15 protein-coding genes and 1 pseudogene are annotated in these 16,236 nt (G+C 61.6%); 12 read left to right on the top strand and 4 right to left on the bottom strand.

The genetic code is table 11. The features are described from left to right. Nucleotides 1-318: 318 nt before the first annotated feature. Complete coding sequence (locus HFO99_RS16270; RefSeq protein WP_222333014.1) at nt 319-1,155, top strand: EamA family transporter; 837 nt, start codon at nt 319-321, stop codon at nt 1,153-1,155. Here the strand turns inward: HFO99_RS16270 and HFO99_RS16265 are convergent, their stop codons facing one another. Both HFO99_RS16265 and HFO99_RS16260 read right to left on the bottom strand, forming a co-directional pair. After that, nucleotides 1,156-1,986 carry an enoyl-CoA hydratase gene (locus HFO99_RS16265; protein WP_222362277.1) on the bottom strand — a complete coding sequence of 277 codons (831 nt, stop codon included), beginning with the start codon at nt 1,984-1,986 and terminating at the stop codon, nt 1,156-1,158. It lies immediately after the preceding gene. A 96-nt stretch (nt 1,987-2,082) separates the two neighbouring features. Further along, nucleotides 2,083-2,313, bottom strand: coding sequence for a DUF1127 domain-containing protein (locus tag HFO99_RS16260; RefSeq protein WP_222333012.1), 231 nt, complete (start codon nt 2,311-2,313; stop codon nt 2,083-2,085). 73 nt (nt 2,314-2,386) lie between these two features. On the opposite strand from HFO99_RS16260, the gene HFO99_RS16255 reads away from it, so the two are divergent. The 7 genes and pseudogenes from HFO99_RS16255 to HFO99_RS16225 all read left to right on the top strand — a co-directional run bounded on the left by HFO99_RS16255 (nt 2,387) and on the right by HFO99_RS16225 (nt 9,170). Then, complete coding sequence (locus HFO99_RS16255; protein ID WP_222362275.1) at nt 2,387-3,286, top strand: LysR family transcriptional regulator; 900 nt, start codon at nt 2,387-2,389, stop codon at nt 3,284-3,286. Nucleotides 3,287-3,601: 315 nt separating this feature from the next. Continuing rightward, a complete protein-coding gene (gene rplM / locus HFO99_RS16250) occupies nt 3,602-4,066 on the top strand; it encodes a 50S ribosomal protein L13 (protein ID WP_003558420.1) in 465 nt (154 codons plus the stop codon). Between the two features lies 1 nt (nt 4,067). Beyond that, nucleotides 4,068-4,535, top strand: a complete 468-nt coding sequence (gene rpsI, locus HFO99_RS16245; protein WP_017963826.1) for a 30S ribosomal protein S9 — start codon at nt 4,068-4,070, stop codon at nt 4,533-4,535. A gap of 307 nt (nt 4,536-4,842) precedes the next feature. Beyond that, nucleotides 4,843-6,031, top strand: a pseudogene (gene cml, locus HFO99_RS16240) (CmlA/FloR family chloramphenicol efflux MFS transporter). Between the two features lie 224 nt (nt 6,032-6,255). Continuing rightward, complete coding sequence (gene speB, locus HFO99_RS16235; protein ID WP_222362273.1) at nt 6,256-7,218, top strand: agmatinase; 963 nt, start codon at nt 6,256-6,258, stop codon at nt 7,216-7,218. Between the two features lie 60 nt (nt 7,219-7,278). Further along, nucleotides 7,279-8,211 carry an N-acetyl-gamma-glutamyl-phosphate reductase gene (gene argC / locus HFO99_RS16230; protein WP_222362271.1) on the top strand — a complete coding sequence of 311 codons (933 nt, stop codon included), beginning with the start codon at nt 7,279-7,281 and terminating at the stop codon, nt 8,209-8,211. A gap of 167 nt (nt 8,212-8,378) precedes the next feature. Continuing rightward, nucleotides 8,379-9,170: a sulfite exporter TauE/SafE family protein gene (locus HFO99_RS16225; RefSeq protein WP_222362269.1), complete on the top strand. Its 792-nt coding sequence runs from the start codon at nt 8,379-8,381 to the stop codon at nt 9,168-9,170. Nucleotides 9,171-9,195: 25 nt separating this feature from the next. Here HFO99_RS16225 and HFO99_RS16220 read toward each other — a convergent pair whose 3' ends face one another. Continuing rightward, nucleotides 9,196-10,299 (bottom strand): COX15/CtaA family protein, encoded by a 1,104-nt coding sequence (locus HFO99_RS16220; protein WP_222362266.1) that lies wholly within the window; start codon nt 10,297-10,299, stop codon nt 9,196-9,198. A 115-nt stretch (nt 10,300-10,414) separates the two neighbouring features. Between HFO99_RS16220 and HFO99_RS16215 the strand changes: the two genes are divergently transcribed. Then, nucleotides 10,415-10,624 carry a DUF2842 domain-containing protein gene (locus HFO99_RS16215; RefSeq protein ID WP_018483581.1) on the top strand — a complete coding sequence of 70 codons (210 nt, stop codon included), beginning with the start codon at nt 10,415-10,417 and terminating at the stop codon, nt 10,622-10,624. Nucleotides 10,625-10,847: 223 nt separating this feature from the next. Continuing rightward, nucleotides 10,848-12,086 (top strand): GNAT family N-acetyltransferase, encoded by a 1,239-nt coding sequence (locus HFO99_RS16210; RefSeq protein WP_222362264.1) that lies wholly within the window; start codon nt 10,848-10,850, stop codon nt 12,084-12,086. Between the two features lie 4 nt (nt 12,087-12,090). On the opposite strand, the gene HFO99_RS16205 is transcribed toward HFO99_RS16210, so the two are convergent. After that, nucleotides 12,091-14,265 (bottom strand): GumC family protein, encoded by a 2,175-nt coding sequence (locus tag HFO99_RS16205; protein WP_222362262.1) that lies wholly within the window; start codon nt 14,263-14,265, stop codon nt 12,091-12,093. A gap of 189 nt (nt 14,266-14,454) precedes the next feature. Between HFO99_RS16205 and HFO99_RS16200 the strand changes: the two genes are divergently transcribed. Both HFO99_RS16200 and HFO99_RS16195 read left to right on the top strand, forming a co-directional pair. Continuing rightward, nucleotides 14,455-15,030 carry a polysaccharide biosynthesis/export family protein gene (locus HFO99_RS16200; protein WP_222333003.1) on the top strand — a complete coding sequence of 192 codons (576 nt, stop codon included), beginning with the start codon at nt 14,455-14,457 and terminating at the stop codon, nt 15,028-15,030. Nucleotides 15,031-15,033: 3 nt separating this feature from the next. Continuing rightward, the gene (locus HFO99_RS16195) at nt 15,034-16,203 is read left to right on the top strand and encodes a glycosyltransferase family 4 protein (RefSeq protein ID WP_222333002.1); all 1,170 of its coding nucleotides are present in this window, start codon (nt 15,034-15,036) and stop codon (nt 16,201-16,203) included. The last annotated feature ends 33 nt before the right edge of the window (nt 16,204-16,236 follow it).

Below are 16,236 nucleotides of genomic sequence, written 5' to 3'. Positions count from 1 at the left end.
CATAGAATAATCACCTCCCGAATTCCCGCAGGTATTTTCTCTTTCTGTTCGTGGTAATTCCGCCATTTGTTCCCTCATCCATTAGAAACATCTCATAGTTGAAAGCGTCGCGTTGATTGAACGTATATCGCGCGCACGTAAAAATTGCTCGAATGCCCCACCATTGTTCGTATCCTGAAAGGATGCTATTCGACATATGAACGCATAAGCGACCGCAGCCGCACGTTTTCGTGCAAATCCCAGTTGTCTTTTCAGGAATTTGAGACGCCGAAGGCGAGGCGTATTCCGCTTCCTCTCATCCTATCCGGATTTACTCCCTTGCCTCTCGACGTTATCCTGCTCGTTCTCTTCGGCGCACTGCTGCACGCGACATGGAACGCCATCGTCAAGGCAGGGAGCGATAAATCCCTGGATGCGGCGCTGATCTCTGCCGGCGGCGCCGTTTCGGCACTGCCGTTCCTGGCGTTCCTGCCGCTGCCACACGCCTCAGCATGGCCGTTCATCGGCGTCTCTGCCATCCTGCAATTCGCTTATTTCCAGCTGGTCGCTGCCGCCTATCGGGCCGGCGATATCGGCCTCGTCTATCCGCTGATGCGTGGCTGTGCTCCTCTCCTGATCGCCGCGACAAGCGGTTTCATCCTCAAGGAAAATCTTTCCGCCGGCGCTCTTGCCGGCACAATGACAATCTGCGCCGGTGTGCTGACGCTCGCCTTGGAGGCGCGACGCGGCAGCCGCCGCGCCGTCGTCCTCTCGCTTGCCAATGCCTGCGTCATCGCCAGCTACACCTATGTCGACGGCATCGGCGCGCGCATCTCCGGCAATGCGGTTTCCTACACTTTGTGGATGTCGCTGCTGCCGCCGGTACTGCTGTTTTCCTGGGCGGTGTCGCAGCGCGGCGCTTTCGCAGTCGTGCGTCACGTTCGCCGCAACTGGTGGCGCGGTCTCATCGGCGGCGCCGGCTCGATCGCTTCCTACGGGCTGGCACTCTGGGCAATGACGAAGGCCCCGGTCGCGACCGTTGCGGCCCTGCGCGAAACCGCGATCCTCTTTGCGCTGGTGATCTCGATCACCGTCTTCAAGGAAAAAGCCAGCATCTGGCGCTACGTCGCCGGCGTCGTCATCGCGATCGGCGGGCTGGTTCTGAAACTGGCGTGATCACTCACCGGTCCATTCGGCCTTGCGCTTGCGGAGGAAGGCGCCGATCCCTTCCTGCGCATCCTGCGTCAGCATGTTCTCGACCATCACCCCGGCGGTATAATCATAGGCCGCTTCCACCGGCAGTTCGAGCTGCCGGTGGAAGGCTTCCTTGCCGATCTTCAGCGTCAGCGGTGACTTGCTGGCGATCACAGCCGCATATTTGGAAACCACCTGCGCCAGATACTGCTTCGGTACGATACGGTTGACGAGGCCGAAATCCTTGGCGGTCGAGGCGTCGATCGTCTCGCCGGTCAGCAGCATCTCCATTGCCTGCTTGCGGTGCGCGGCACGCGAAACAGCCACCATCGGCGTCGAACAGAACAGGCCGATATTGACGCCCGGCGTGCAGAATGTCGAACTATCCGTGCAAATCGCCAGATCGCAGGAGGCAGCGAGCTGGCAGCCTGCAGCCGTCGCCAGCCCATCGATCTCGGCAATGACGGGCTTCGGCAGGTGCATGATCTTCAGCATCAGATCGGCGCAGAGCCGAAAGGTCTTTTCGAAGAAATGGGCGCCCTGATCTTCATCGGCGCGATGGGCCGTCAGCTCTTTCAGATCATGTCCCGCGGAAAAGACGTCGCCGGTCGAGGCGATAACGACGACACGCACATCCGGCTCCGCTCCGGCCGTATCGAGCTCTTCCATCAGCGCTTCGAGAAGCGCGATCGAAAGTACATTGGCCGGCGGGTTATCGAGCACGAGCCGCAGCACGCCGTCGCGCAGAGAGCGGGTCAGCAATCCGCCCCCCTCCGCTCTGGCTGCGTCCGGGAAGGATACGATTTCGGCCATGATGCTGCTCCCTGCGCTCGATTCCAGTCAGACGTTTTGCCACAAGGCGCCGGCAATTTCGAGCAGGATCCGCACTCCCGGCGTAGCCGCGGGACGTCAGGACCAGAACCACGACTTCGATGTCTCGGCCCTCGCCTGCGCACGGGTCAGACCGACATCAGAAAGCTCGTCGTCGGTGAGTTCCGAAAGCGTGCGGCGGCTGCGGCGCTTTTCGAGGTGATGTTCGATCGTCATCAGCAGCCGCAGGCTCCAGCGCACCATGCCGTGAAGTTTCGAGCGAACGACATCGCGGGGTGTGTCAAGGATCCCGCTTAATTCCAGGGCCATCTCTTCTTCCTTTCTTCAACGGATGAAAGATGCACTGGAAGATGCCGCCAAAGAAGCTTATGGATATTATATTATGCATAAGGATTTCTTTGGTATGCCTCTTCACCTCGATCAGCTCGCCGCCTTCGTCAATGTCGCCGATCTCGGAAGTTTTACGGCTGCGGCCGACAAGGAAGGCCTGACGCAACCGGCCGTCAGCCTGCAGGTCAAGGGGCTCGAACAGCGGCTCGGCGTCCGGTTGATCGAGCGCGTCGGTCGTCGGGCGCTGCCGACCGCGGCAGGCCTCGACCTGCTCGTGCATGCAAGGCGGCTGCTCCAGGAATCGGCCGCCGCGGAAGAAGCGATGATGCGGTACAGAGATGGAGCCAGCGGCCGCGTGCGCATCGGCAGCGGCGGCACGGCATCAATCCATCTGCTTCCTCGCGCCATCGCCGTTGCCAGAAAATCCATGCCCGGCCTCGAAATCACCGTGCGCATCGGCGATGCCGACGACATTCTGCGTGATCTGGAGGCCAACAGCCTCGATATCGCCGTCGTCGCCCTGCCCTCCTCGGGACGCAACTTCGAGATCGAACCGTTCTACGAGGAGGAATTGCTGGCCGTCGCCCCCGAGGGCAGCCTCATGCCCGACGGCGGACCGGACGCCGCCTTCATGCGCGACAGGACGCTGCTGCTTTATGAGGGCGGCAATACCAGGCGGGCAATCGACGCATGGCTGGCCGCCCCGGATACCAGGATCCGACCTGCGATGGAGTTCGGCAGCATCGAGGCGATCAAGGAGTTGGTGGCCGTGGGGCTCGGCTGGTCGATCCTGCCGGGCCTGGCGCTGAAGCGCGACCGCGCCGGCCTCGTCACGACTTCATCGCTGAACCCGCGGCTCACGCGCCGCCTCGGCATGGTTCTGCGCCGGGACAAACATCTGACGCGCGGCCTTCGCGAAATGATGAAATGCCTGCGCGCATTCAAAGGTTAAGAGCCGCTTTCGACAGTGGGACGCGATTTCAAACTGGCAGAGACGACGTGAAAAACGTCAGGCGCAGCAGCCCGCGACCGCGAAAATATGAGGTATTAAAATACCACATATGTAAGTGCTTGTTTTTACTTCGCAATTTTTCAAAACCTTCGGGAAGTCGATATTGACCCGATGTCACATTCCCATTATACACCGCACCAGAACGCAGCCTATCCGGGCTGCTTTCTTTTTGGCATGCCTTTAGCCTGCCAATCCAAGCAACAAGAAACGCCCTTCAAGCCCTCGGGCCAAGGGTCCCAAAAGAGAGTATTCACTATGGCAACCTTCTCCCAGAAGCCTGCAGAGGTGGAGAAGAAGTGGGTGATCATCGACGCCGAAGGGCTGGTCGTTGGCCGTCTCGCTTCCATCATCGCTATGCGCCTGCGCGGCAAGCACAAGGCAACCTTCACGCCTCACGTTGACGACGGCGACAACGTCATCGTCATCAATGCTGAAAAGGTCGTTTTCACCGGCAAGAAGTATTCCGACAAGGTCTACTACTGGCACACCGGTTATGCCGGCGGCATCAAGGAACGCAGCGCACGCCAGATCATCGAAGGCCGCTTCCCGGAGCGCGTCCTCGAAAAGGCCGTCGAACGCATGGTTCCGCGTGGCCCGCTCGGCCGTCGCCAGATGAAGAACCTGCGCGTTTACGCCGGCTCCAACCATCCCCATGAAGCCCAGCAGCCGGTCGCGCTCGACGTTGCCGCGCTCAACAAAAAGAATGTAAGGAGCGCCTGATATGGCTGACCTCTCCTCCCTGAAGGATCTCGGCACAGCTTCCGAAGCTGCTGCTCCGGCCCACGTCCGCAAGGTCGATTCGCTCGGCCGCTCCTACGCGACCGGCAAGCGCAAAAACGCCGTCGCCCGCGTCTGGGTCAAGCCGGGCTCCGGCAAGATCACCGTCAACGGCAAGGAATTCGCGGAATATTTCGCACGTCCGGTGCTGCAGATGATCCTGCGCCAGCCGATCGTTGCGGCTGCCCGTGACGGCCAGTTCGACATCGTCGCAACCGTTGCCGGCGGCGGCCTCTCCGGCCAGGCCGGTGCCGTTCGCCATGGCGTGTCCAAGGCGCTCACCTACTTCGAACCGGGCCTGCGCGCGGTACTGAAGAAGGGTGGCTTCCTGACCCGCGACAGCCGCGTCGTCGAACGCAAGAAGTACGGCAAGGCAAAGGCCCGCCGCTCGTTCCAGTTCTCCAAGCGTTAATCGCTTCGGGCAGATGGGATTTACGAAGGCCGGGGCAACCCGGCCTTTTTGTATTGCGCTGCTTAAACCAATCGGAAGCTTGTTGGCATGCCATTGTCGCATTCCAGCTCTGCTGGTAGAACCTTGGCAAAGCGCTTCGGAAATGAGCGAAGCCGCGGTCAGGGTCGCATTATGGGAACAACCAAGTCCGCAGACAAATGAGCCGCAGCAACTTTGTCCTGTTGTTGCGGCGTCTGTCCGGTCAATCCCGATACCGATGAAGAGACAGATCGCCGCCGAATGAAATCATTTGAGCGGGTTCTTTCCCATGTCTTATCCCAAAATCCAGCACTGGACCTATTCCCTGCCGGCAACCTTGCTGCTGATGGCACCCTTCGACATCCTGGCCTCGCTCGCCATGGATATCTATCTGCCGATCGTGCCGATGATGCCGGAGGCACTCGGCACTTCGCCGACCGTCATCCAACTGACCCTCAGCCTCTACATGCTCGTGCTCGGTGTCGGCCAGATCGTCTTCGGCCCAATTTCCGATATTGTCGGACGACGGCCTGTCCTGCTTGGAGGTGCTGCACTCTTTGCCGCTTCATCCTTTCTGCTTGCGGGCTCCTCGTCGGCGCCGCTCTTCGTGGCCTTGAGATTGCTGCAAGCAGTCGGCGCATCGGCGACCCTCGTCGCAACTTTCGCAACTGTGCGTGACGTCTACGCCGAGCGTCCCGAAAGCAGCACGATCTATAGCCTTCTCGGCTCCATTCTCTCCTTCGTGCCCGCATTGGGTCCGATCGCTGGAGCTCTGATATCGGATCGCTTCGGCTGGCGCGCCATCTTCCTCGTCATCGGCCTCCTTTCCATTGCCGCGCTTTTCAACGCCGGCATGCGGGGGCACGAAACCCGCCCTGCCGTTACCGCGAAGATCGATGTCCGCCCGATCCTTACAAGCCTTCCCTTCTGGGTTTATACGGGCGGCTTCAGCACGGCGATGGGCGCCTTCTTCGTCTTCTTCTCGACGGCACCCCGTATCTTGATCGACGAAGCCGGCTTCTCCGGCATCGGCTTCAGCTTCGTCTTTGCTACGGTGGCGCTGGTGATGATCGTGACGGCGCGTTTCGCCAAAGGCTTCGTGATGCGCTGGGGCATTGCAGGCAGCCTTGCCAGAGGCATGGCAGTGCTGCTTCTCGGCGCCGTGCTGCTTGTGTTCGGAGAGTTGTTTCTGCAGCCTTCCCTGGTCAGTTTCGTCGTGCCGATGTTGGATCATCGCGATCGGCATCGTCCTTGCGACGGCGGTCACGGCCAACGGCGCGCTCGCCGCCTTTGGGGACACGGCGGGAACGGCGGTCGCGTTCTATTTTTGCATCCAGAGCATCATCGTCGGCTTTGCCGGAACCTTCTTTGTGATTCTGCTCGGCGGCGACAGTGCCTGGCCGCTCGTGGGCTATGTCTCAGCGACCGCGCTGACGACGCTGGCTGGATTGTGGTGCCTGTGGGAGCCGGCCCGATAGGCAGCGGGCGAACGACTGTCGCTCGACGATCACGAGCGGCCGTCGTCCGAACGATTGCTTGAAATCCGTCCGCACCTCGCCTACCCCTTTCTGCGCGCGAGGGATCGGCCAATTCCTTTGCGAGAGACACCCGCCGCCGACACCCTCGCGTCGAACGGCGATCCTGCAATGCAGCGTCCGCATCAAACGCGACTATGGTTTTGCGGCCGAAGAAGGAGCACGACTTGGCGAACAGATCGATTGACCACGCCTTCACGGCGACCAGCCTCACCTCCGCCGCCAGCGACCCGACCTTTGCCGGTGCCCTATCCTTCATGCGCCGCCGCTTCACCAAGGAGCTCGCCGGCGTCGACGTCGCCGTCTGGGGTATTCCTTTCGATGCCGCGACATCGAACAGGCCGGGCACACGGTTCGGGCCGCAGGCGATCCGGCGCGCTTCGGCGATCTTCGACAATGATGCGCAATATCCCTTCAACCGCGAATTCTTCGCCGACATGTCCGTGATTGATTACGGCGATTGCCTGCTCGACTATGGCAATCATCAGGACACGCCGGCCGCTATCGAACGCCAGGCGAATGTCATCCTCGACAGCGGCGCCTTCCTGCTGACGCTTGGCGGCGATCATTACGTCACTTGGCCGCTGCTGAAAGCCCATGTGGCAAAACACGGGCCGCTGGCGCTCGTGCAGTTCGACGCGCACCAGGATACCTGGTTCGACGAGGAACGGCGCATCGACCATGGCTCTTTCGTAGCGCGGGCCGCCCGAGAGGGCATCATCGACCCCGACCGCTCCATTCAGATCGGCATCCGCACCCATGCGCCGGAGGATTGCGGCGTCAATATTCTCTATGGTCATCAGGTCGAGGAGATGAGCGCCAGCGATATCGCCTCGGCGATCATCTCCCAGACGCGCGGGGCGCCGGCCTATCTCACCTTCGATATCGATTGCCTCGATCCGGCCTTTGCGCCGGGCACCGGCACGCCGGTTTCAGGCGGGCCGTCGAGCGCCAAGATCCTCTCGGTGCTGCAGCGTCTGCACCAGCTCGATATCCGCGGCGCCGACGTCGTCGAGGTTTCGCCGCCCTACGATCATGCCGATATCACCGCCATTGCGGGGGCAACGGTCGCAATGTATATGCTGGGGCTTCATGCGGAGCGACGCGCCATCGCCGTGTTACAAGGCTAAGCTATTATCCTCAATCTGAATCCGGAAACCTTCAGAACCCATTGAAAGCGCAGGTTTAACATGGCACCGAAAATCTTCATCGACGGCGAACACGGCACGACGGGTCTGCAGATCCGCACGCGTATGGCCGGCCGCCGCGATGTCGAGCTTCTGTCCATACGCGAAGCAGAGCGGCGCAACGCCGCCATGCGCGAGGACATGCTGAACAGCGCCGATATAGCCATTCTCTGCCTGCCAGACGATGCGTCGAAGGAAGCGGTGCAGATGGTTTCAGCCAATAACAATGTGCGCGTTATAGACACCTCGACTGCCTTCCGCGTCAATCCCGACTGGGCCTATGGCTTTGCCGAAATGGACGGTGCGCAGGCCGACAGGATCAGGGCCGCCCGTTTCGTCGCCAATCCCGGCTGCTATCCCACGGGAGCGATCGGCCTCATCCGGCCGCTGCGGGCCGCCGGCATTCTGCCGGACGGCTATCCGATCACGGTCAACGCGGTCTCCGGCTATACCGGCGGCGGCAAGCAGATGATCGCGCAGATGGAAGACCCGGATCACCCGGATGCGATCACCGCGCCGCATTTCCTCTACGGCCTGCCGCTCACCCATAAACACGTGCCCGAGATGACCGTGCACGGCTTGCTCGATCGCGCACCGATCTTCTCGCCGTCGGTCGGCAAGTTCGCGCAGGGCATGATCGTGCAGGTGCCGCTGCATCTCGACGATCTCGCCGAGGGCACGACGATGGAAAGCATCCATGCCGCACTCGTCGCCCATTATGCCGGCCAGGATATCGTCAGTGTCGTGCCGCTGGCCGAAAGCAAGGCCATGCCCCGCGTCAACGCCGTCGAGCTCGAAGGCAAGGACACGATGAAGCTCTTCGTCTTCGGCACATCAGGTGCATCGCAGGTGAACCTCGTGGCTCTGCTCGACAATCTCGGCAAGGGCGCCTCGGGCGCCGCCGTCCAGAATATGGACCTGATGCTCGCCTCGTAAGGCGCGATCGCCGCTCGAGCTTTGTGTCGATCTCTTCATCATGATCTTTCCTGCGGCCGCTTGCATCGGCGGCCGCAGCATCGCTTTCGCGCTCGATCATCGATGACGATTGGGTTATGAAAACGGACCCTTCCTCGCTACCAATCCCGAATCACGGAGCCGATATCATGACGCTGGATGCGCTTGTCGCTGGCGTAGGCGCATGGTTTGCCACCGCCCTGCCCGATCATGGCATCTATGCGCTGATGGCGTTTGCCTTCGTCGCCGGGCTTGCCCGCGGCTTTTCGGGCTTCGGCGCCGCATTGATCTTCATTCCGCTCGGTGGCGCGATCGTTGGGCCGAAGCTGATCTCGCCGATCCTGCTCGTCATCGACGGCATTGCGGCGCTTGGGATGATCCCTTCCGCCTGGCGCGGCGCCAACCGGCCCGAGGTCTTCGTCATGGCGGCGGGGGCCGCCCTGGGCGTGCCGGCCGGCACGGCGATGCTGGCGCTACTCGACCCGATGCTCTTGCGCTGGAGTATCACGATCATCGCCATCAGCCTGCTTGCGCTGCTGGTATCGGGATGGCGATATCGCGGGGAGGCGTCCGCACCGATCACCAGCGGCATCGGCCTGATCGCCGGACTTTTCAGCGGCGCCGCGCAGCTCGGCGGACCGCCGGTCGTCGCCTACTGGCTTGGCGGCAAAAGCGACTTCACCCGCATCAGGGCGAATGTCGTTATCTATTTCTCGATCTCGTCTGTTTTCAGCGCCATCAGCTATTATGTCGGCGGACTGTTCGTGCCTGCCGTCTTCGCGCTCACCGCCGTTATCCTGCCGAGTTATGCGGTCGGGCTCTACGGCGGCTCGAAACTGTTTGGGCTTGCCGAGGAGCGGACCTTCCGCATCGCCTGCTACATCCTGATCGCCGCCGCCGCGATCATCGGTATGCCGCTGCTCGACAGCGTGCTGCGGTAGATCCACCCCGAGAGGGCCGCTCGCTTCAGTCGCGTTCGGCGATCATCGTCCCGTGCGGATATTCGCCGTAAAAGCCGCGCCAGTTGGCGACGGCGAAACCGAAAACCACAAGCGCACCGGCCTGGTGCAGCAGGCCCCAGTGAAGCGGCACCTGCATCAGCAGCGTGGCGATGCCGATTGCTGCCTGCAGCGTCACCAGCGCGAAAAGCAGGATCGCGCGGCGCGCATGGGTGGTCCAAGGTGCTGCGCGAAGGGCGATCACCATGTTGATCAGCGTCAGTGCGAACAGCGTATAGGCGCCGATGCGATGGATGAACTGCACCGTCTTCGGGTTCTCGAAGGCATTGATCCAGAAGGGCTGCTGGATCAGCAGATCGGAGGGAATGACGGCGCCATCCATCAGCGGCCAGGTATTGTAGGAAAAACCGGCGTCGAGGCCCGCCACCAGCGCGCCAAGATAGATCTGGAATAGCGCGAAAATGGCGATCGCGGCGGCAAAACCGCGCGAGCTTCGTGCCGGCGCCGGATCATCGGAATGTCTGGAGAGACCGCGCATGATCCACATGCAGCCGGCAAAGATCAGGCAGGCCATGACGAGATGCGTTGCGAGCCTGTACTGGCTGACGTCGGTGCGGACGGACAGGCCCGAGGACACCATCCACCAACCGATAAAACCCTGCAGGCCGCCGAGCGCCAGGATGCCGACGAGCGGCCAGCGCAGACGTTTTTCGATCCGCCCCGTCAGCCAGAAATAGATGAGCGGCAGCGCGAAGATCACGCCGATGCCGCGGGCGATCAGCCGGTGCGCCCATTCCCACCAGAAGATGCCTTTGAACTCATCGACGGTCATGGAGTCGTTCAGCTGCTGAAATTCGGGAATACGCTGGTAGAGGCGGAATTCCTCCTCCCATTCGGCAGCCGACAGCGGCGGGATGACGCCGTGGATCGGCTTCCATTCCGTGATCGACAGGCCGGAATTGGTCAGCCGCGTGGCGCCTCCGACGAGCACGAGACAGAAGAGCGCCAAAAGCACGAAACCGAGCCAGAGGCGCAAGGCGCGGCGGTCGCGGTTCTGCTTGCGCACTTCGCTCAGGATCGCCTGTTCCGTGGTCAGGTTTGCGACGGCCATGATGTCTCCTTCCATCCGGCAGTTGATTTGCCCCACCGGCTCATGCAAAACAAGCCCTGAACCTTTGCGGCATGCCGTCGCGCCGGTTCGACCCGTCCATGCCGAGAGATAACCGATGCCCGTCCGCCTCCGCAAATTCATCGGCACGATCCTCATCATCGTGCTCGTGCTCGTCTATGCGCTGGTGGCGAATACGATCGCGGTGGCAACGCTCGGCAACGCGCCGTGGTGGGGACATCTGCTCTACTTCCTGCTCACCGGCCTGCTCTGGGTCTTGCCGGCGATGGTGATCATCAAATGGATGGCCGGTCCCCCGCAGCGCTAAAGCGCGTCGCGATCTTTCAGATTCGCTTGTCGCGCTTTAGGTCTTTGCTTTTACGCATGTCGTTGTCGCAAAACCGCTGCACACTTTTGCGCGACATGCTTTAGGGCCATTAACGGCCGAATAACCGTGATCTGCGGAAAACCTCGCCCATCGCGTGCGGTTAAACCAAATATACGTCTGGCATACCTACGTTCCCGTTCAGCATTCTTGACCGGAGAAAACCGTGCAGACGCAAAAGCTCGATGTCCATGAACAGCCGTCCGACAAGGCGCTGGCCGATACGGCCATTTCGCGCCTGCGCCAGCTGAGCATGAAACTCACCATGGCCGAACTCGACATCGAAGTCTTCGAGACGATGCAGCCGCTAGAAGATGACTGGCGGGCGCTGGAGCGCGACAATCTCCAGTCTCTGCATCAGAGCTACGACTGGTGCGCCGCCTGGGTGAGCGCCTTTCGGCGGCCGCTTGCGATCCTCAAAGCCACTCATGCGGGTCAGACCGCCTTCATTTTGCCGGTCGAGATCGTCAAGTCTCGCGGGCTCACGACGGCGAAATTCATCGCCGCCGATCACAGCAATATCAATACCGGCCTGTTCGCGGAAAGCTTTGCCGAAGCCGGCAAAACCAGCGACCCCCATGAGTTCGCCGGCCAGCTCCAGCATGCACTGAAGGGCCGCGCCGATCTCCTGCTGCTGCAGAACATTCCGCTGCAATGGCGCGGGCGCGAGAGCCCGCTCGCGGGGCTGCCGATGGTGCACAACCAGAATCACGCCTATCAGCTGCCGTTCCTTCCCGCTTTCGAGGACACGCTGAAGCAGCTCAATGCCAAGAACCGGCGCAAGAAATTCCGCGTTCAGTCGAAGCGCTTCGAGGCGGCCGGCGGCTTCGAATACGTCATTCCCGAGACACCAGAAGAACAGCATAGCCTGCTCGATATCTTCTTCCGGCTGAAGAGCGCCCGCTTCGCCAGCCTCGGCCTGCCCGACGTCTTTGCCGACAGGGAAACGCAGGCCTTCCTGCACGGTCTCATCGACAAGCGGGATGACACCAGGCAGTACTTCGGGCTGCAGATGCATATGCTCCGGCTCAAGGGCGAACTTGAGGGTAAGATCGCCGCGATTTCAGGCATTTCGCGCAAGGGTGACCACATCATCTGCCAGTTCGGGGCGATCGATGAAGAGCTCGTGCCGGATACGAGCCCCGGCGAATTTCTCTATTGGCAGACCACCTCGGGATTGCATGGCAAGGGTGTCGCGCTGTTCGATTTCGGCCTCGGCGACCAGACCTACAAGCGTTCCTGGGCGCCGGTCGAGACCGCACACTACGACGTGGTGCTGCCGGTTTCGCCGTTCGGTGTGATCGCCGGCGCCGCACACCGGATCGTCACCCGCGGCAAGGCACACATCAAGGCGCGCCCGAAGCTCTATAAATTCGCCCAAGGCATTCGGGCACGGATCGGCTAACCGTTCAAGCAGCCCGGCCGAGCGTCTGCTCGGCCCCTTCGCCGCCCGACATCAGCACGACGCGCTCGTAGCCTGCAGCCTGGAATTCCGTCATCAGCGCAACGAAGATGGTCTCCTCGACCTCAGGCAGCGAGAGGATGATCTCGATGTCCCGGCTGCGCGTCAGCCGCGAGACACCGGCGACATCGGCCGAACCGCATTCGACCACCACGAGGTCGTAGGCGGCGGCGAGTGCATCGAGCAGCAATGACAGCCGGTCGACACCGCGCATGGCGCGGCGGACGTCGCTCTGGCCTTGAGGGATGAGATGGGCATCGGAAAGGCGGTCGCCGTGGATTGTATCGCCGAAGGCAGCCTCGCCGCAAAGCAGATCGGTGACACCGAGAGCGGCTTGGTCCTCGGCCATCAGTTCTGTGGGGTAGCCGGAACCGGTCATGTCGATCAGGATGACGCGACGGCCGGCGTCGGCGAGCATGCGTGTCAGCGAAACCGTCGCCGCCGAGCCATTGTCACCGGTCGGAGATATCGCGATAGCAAGTGGTGCGCGGCTGCCAGTGAGATAGTCTGCAACTGAGGCGACGGAGAATTCATTCTCGTCCTCGTCCTCTGGCGCCTCCTCAGCGGCCTTCACGTCCTCGATCACATCTTCTTCGTCCGCGACAACGGCAAGCATGCTCGGCTGGACGGGCTTTTTGGCGGCAGCGACGGTCGGAGCGGCCTGCGACACATGCTTCTCCTCGGCGACCGCTTCTGCCTCGATTGTCTCCGGAGCCGCATCTGTCGGGCGAAGTGCCCGGCCGCTGAAGAGTTCGGACAGCATGATGACGATGGCGCTCATGATCAGCGTCGCGACGGCAGCGACGACGACGATCGGCACCATTTTCGGGAAATAGGGATCGACCGGCTCGATAGCCTTGGAAACGATACGGGCGTCCGCCGGGCTCGAATTGCTGTCGGCGCGGGAGGCGGCCTCACGGTAGCGCACCAGATAGGTTTCGAGCAACTGGCGCTGGGCGTTCGCCTCGCGCTCCAGCGCATTCAGACCGACCTCGTCCTCGCCGGCGCGGGCGCTGTTGGCTTGCGCAGTGTCCGACTGGCGCTCCAGTTCGTTTGCCCTCAGATCCGCAACCTTGGATTCATTCTCGATGCTCGCCAGGATCTTCTGCGTCTCCTGGCGGATCTGGGTGCGGATATCGGAGAGCTGAGCGCGCAGGCTTTTCAGCCGCGGATGGTTGTTGAGAAGGCTGGTCTGCAGATCGGAGATCTGCGACTGCAGGCCGGATTCCGTCCCCTTCAGCCGCTGGATCGCCTGTGAGGACATGATGTCCGGCAGCGTGTCGAAGGCCTCGCCCGAGGACAATGCGTTTCGCACCGCCTGCGCCCGCGCCTCGGCATTGGCCTTATCGCCCCGCACGCGGGTCAACTCGGCGGAGATATCGTTCAGTTGCTGGGCCGGAAAAGTGGTCGTGCCGTTCGTCTGCAATAGCCCGTGCGACGTGCGATATTCGGCGACCTTCTTCTCGGCTTCGCTGACCTTCTGGCGCAAGCCCTCGATCTCCGGCTCCAGCCAGCGGGTCGCCTCGGAGTTGGAATCGAGCTTTGCGCCGCTCTGGGTCGAAAGATAGACATTCGCCATGGCATTCGGGATGGCGGCCGCGAGCTTCGGGTCCTTGGAGGTGAAATTGATGCCGATGACGCGCGAACCCGGCACCTGATAGACCTGCAGGCGTTCGACGAACGCGTCGATGACGCGCTCTTCCGGCGGGTTCGCCAGCGGGTTCTTCTTCAGATGCAGCTTCACCAGGATACTGCTCATCGCCGAGCCGCTGGCGGCATCGTCGAATTCCGGCAGGTTATAAAGCTTCAGGTCGTTGATGACCTTCTTGAGGAGATCGGCCGATTGCAGAAGCTGCACCTGGCTGGCGATGTTCAGTTCGTCCATCAGCGGACCGGCGCTGGCGTCGTTGATCTGCTGAGTGCTGGCGAAGGCCGGCGCACGGGGTTCGATGAGGATGCGTGTTTCGCTGCGATATTGCGGCGACATGATCTTGGCGCCGGCAAAGGCGACGCCCGCCCCCACGAGCGTAATCGTCAAAATCCGCAGACGGCGCGCCCAGACCGCACGGACCAACTGGCCAAGGTCTATGTCCACATCCTGATCACGAGCTACGCCGGACATGCTCTTACTCCACAACAAAGGTGCCGTAAGCGTAAACGACCATGGTAACTCAACGGTTAATGACAAGCTCGCCAAGAAACGAGCGATGATCGATGAAGGAAACCGGGAAATTGCAAGCGCCTTTACCGGGCATTAACCCTAACGGATCGATAACGACTGCACCGAGTTCATTTTTGTGAGCACAAGCGGATGTCTGTCGTCCAGCCCAAGATCCTTTTGGCCCTGAGCCTTGCAGCCATGACCGCAGCACTGGGCGGCTGCACGACGTACAAGCCTGCGCCGAAGGCCTTCAACGAGGCGACCATTCAGCCTTATGCGCTGGACAGCGGCGATCGACTGCGCATCACCGTCTTCGACCAGCAGAGTCTGACCAACACTTATACGGTAGATCAGGCCGGCTATGTCGCCTTCCCGCTCATCGGCCAGGTCCCTGCCCGCGGACGAACCCTGCAGCAACTCTCGGGGCAGATCGCCCAAAAACTGCAGCAGGGCTATCTTCGCGATCCAGACGTCACGATCGATGTCGATCGCTACCGTTCGGTCTTCATCATGGGTGAAGTGGGCCAGCCCGGCCAGTATGCCTATGTTCCCGGCATGACAGTGCAGAATGCCATCGCGGTTGCCGGCGGCTTCACCAGCCGCGCCAACCAGCGCATGGTCGATGTCACCCGCAAGATCAATGGACAGGTGCTGACCGGCCGCATCAACATATCAGGGCCGATCATCGCAGGTGACACGATCTACGTTCGCGAACGGCTTTTCTGAGCGATGGCAAGACAGCAGGCGCTCCGCATCCTCCATTGCTTCAGGTCGCCGGTCGGCGGAATTTTCCGCCATGTCCGCGATCTCGTCGAGGAGCACAGCAAGGCCGGCCATGAAATTGGCATCCTCTGCGACAGCTCGACCGGCGGCGAGTACGAGGACAGCCTGTTCGACGATATCCGTCCGTATCTCTCGCTCGGCCTGACACGCGTGCCGATCCGGCGGTCGATCAGCCCGTCCGATATTGCGACGATGTGGGATACATACAAGAAAATCAAAAGTTTGCGGCCGGATGTGCTGCACGGACACGGCGCCAAGGGCGGCGTGCTCGCGCGACTTGCCGGCTCAGCGTTGCGGGTGAACAGGTATCGCGTAGCCCGCCTCTATACCGCGCATGGTGGAAGCCTGCATTATTCGCGCTCCTCGCTCAGCGGACAGTTCGTCCTCAGGATGGAGCGCCTGCAGGAATATTTCACCGATGCGCTGGTCTTCATCTGCGAATATGAGCGCGATACCTATGCGCGCAAGGTCGGCCGACCGCGGACGAAGACGAGGCTGATCTACAACGGTATCAGCGAGCGCGATTTCGAGGCGATCCCGACCCGCTCGGATGCTGTGCATTTCATTTATGTGGGAATGCTGCGGGATCTCAAGGGTCCCGATCTGTTTGTCGATGCCTTCGCCAAGACCGAGCGGCTGCTCGGCAGGCCACTATCGGCGCTGATGATCGGCGACGGGCCGGATCGCGACCGCTACCGCGAGATGATGGTCGAACGCGGCCTTGGCAAACGCATCGGCATGCTGCCGGCAATGCGGGTCCACGAAGCCTTCTCCATGGCGCAGAACCTCGTCGTTCCCTCGCGCGCCGAAGCCATGCCTTATATCGTGCTCGAGGGGCTCGGCGCCGGCAAGACGATTATCGCCAGCCGTGTCGGCGGCATTCCCGAGGTGCTCGGCGCGGACAGCGCGGCGCTGGTCGAGCCCGGCAATTCCGACGATCTCGCCCGCGTCATGGCGGAAACGCTGAGCACGCCCAATTGGCACGCCAGGACGATGCCGAAGCCCGAAGCGGTGAAGGCGGTGTTTTCGTCCGCCGTCATGGCACGCGATGTCCTGAAACTGTACCATGAGCTCGTCAATCCCGTTGCCGACCAAGCAATGCCCGCCGCCTCGTAAATATTTCTTAGGGGCTTTCTGGTATTTCGCTGG

This window comes from Rhizobium leguminosarum (genome assembly GCF_019798305.1).
Taxonomy (GTDB): domain Bacteria; phylum Pseudomonadota; class Alphaproteobacteria; order Rhizobiales; family Rhizobiaceae; genus Rhizobium; species Rhizobium leguminosarum_U.
The sequence above is the reverse complement of the archived record's forward strand: the minus strand, read 5'-3'. Positions and strand labels throughout refer to the sequence as shown.

Excerpts from the sequence above, each read along its gene's own strand:
- HFO99_RS16265 (WP_222362277.1), bottom strand. The coding sequence starts at position 1,986 with ATGGCCGAAATCGTATCCTTCCCGGACGCAGCCAGAGCGGAGGGGGGC.
- HFO99_RS16220 (WP_222362266.1), bottom strand. The coding sequence starts at position 10,299 with ATGGCCGTCGCAAACCTGACCACGGAACAGGCGATCCTGAGCGAAGTG.
- HFO99_RS16200 (WP_222333003.1), top strand. The coding sequence starts at position 14,455 with ATGTCTGTCGTCCAGCCCAAGATCCTTTTGGCCCTGAGCCTTGCAGCC.
- HFO99_RS16215 (WP_018483581.1), top strand. The coding sequence starts at position 10,415 with ATGCCCGTCCGCCTCCGCAAATTCATCGGCACGATCCTCATCATCGTG.
- HFO99_RS16195 (WP_222333002.1), top strand. The coding sequence starts at position 15,034 with ATGGCAAGACAGCAGGCGCTCCGCATCCTCCATTGCTTCAGGTCGCCG.
- HFO99_RS16255 (WP_222362275.1), top strand. The coding sequence starts at position 2,387 with ATGCATAAGGATTTCTTTGGTATGCCTCTTCACCTCGATCAGCTCGCC.
- argC (WP_222362271.1), top strand. The coding sequence starts at position 7,279 with ATGGCACCGAAAATCTTCATCGACGGCGAACACGGCACGACGGGTCTG.
- rplM (WP_003558420.1), top strand. The coding sequence starts at position 3,602 with ATGGCAACCTTCTCCCAGAAGCCTGCAGAGGTGGAGAAGAAGTGGGTG.
- HFO99_RS16225 (WP_222362269.1), top strand. The coding sequence starts at position 8,379 with ATGACGCTGGATGCGCTTGTCGCTGGCGTAGGCGCATGGTTTGCCACC.
- HFO99_RS16205 (WP_222362262.1), bottom strand. The coding sequence starts at position 14,265 with ATGTCCGGCGTAGCTCGTGATCAGGATGTGGACATAGACCTTGGCCAG.
- HFO99_RS16260 (WP_222333012.1), bottom strand. The coding sequence starts at position 2,313 with ATGGCCCTGGAATTAAGCGGGATCCTTGACACACCCCGCGATGTCGTT.
- rpsI (WP_017963826.1), top strand. The coding sequence starts at position 4,068 with ATGGCTGACCTCTCCTCCCTGAAGGATCTCGGCACAGCTTCCGAAGCT.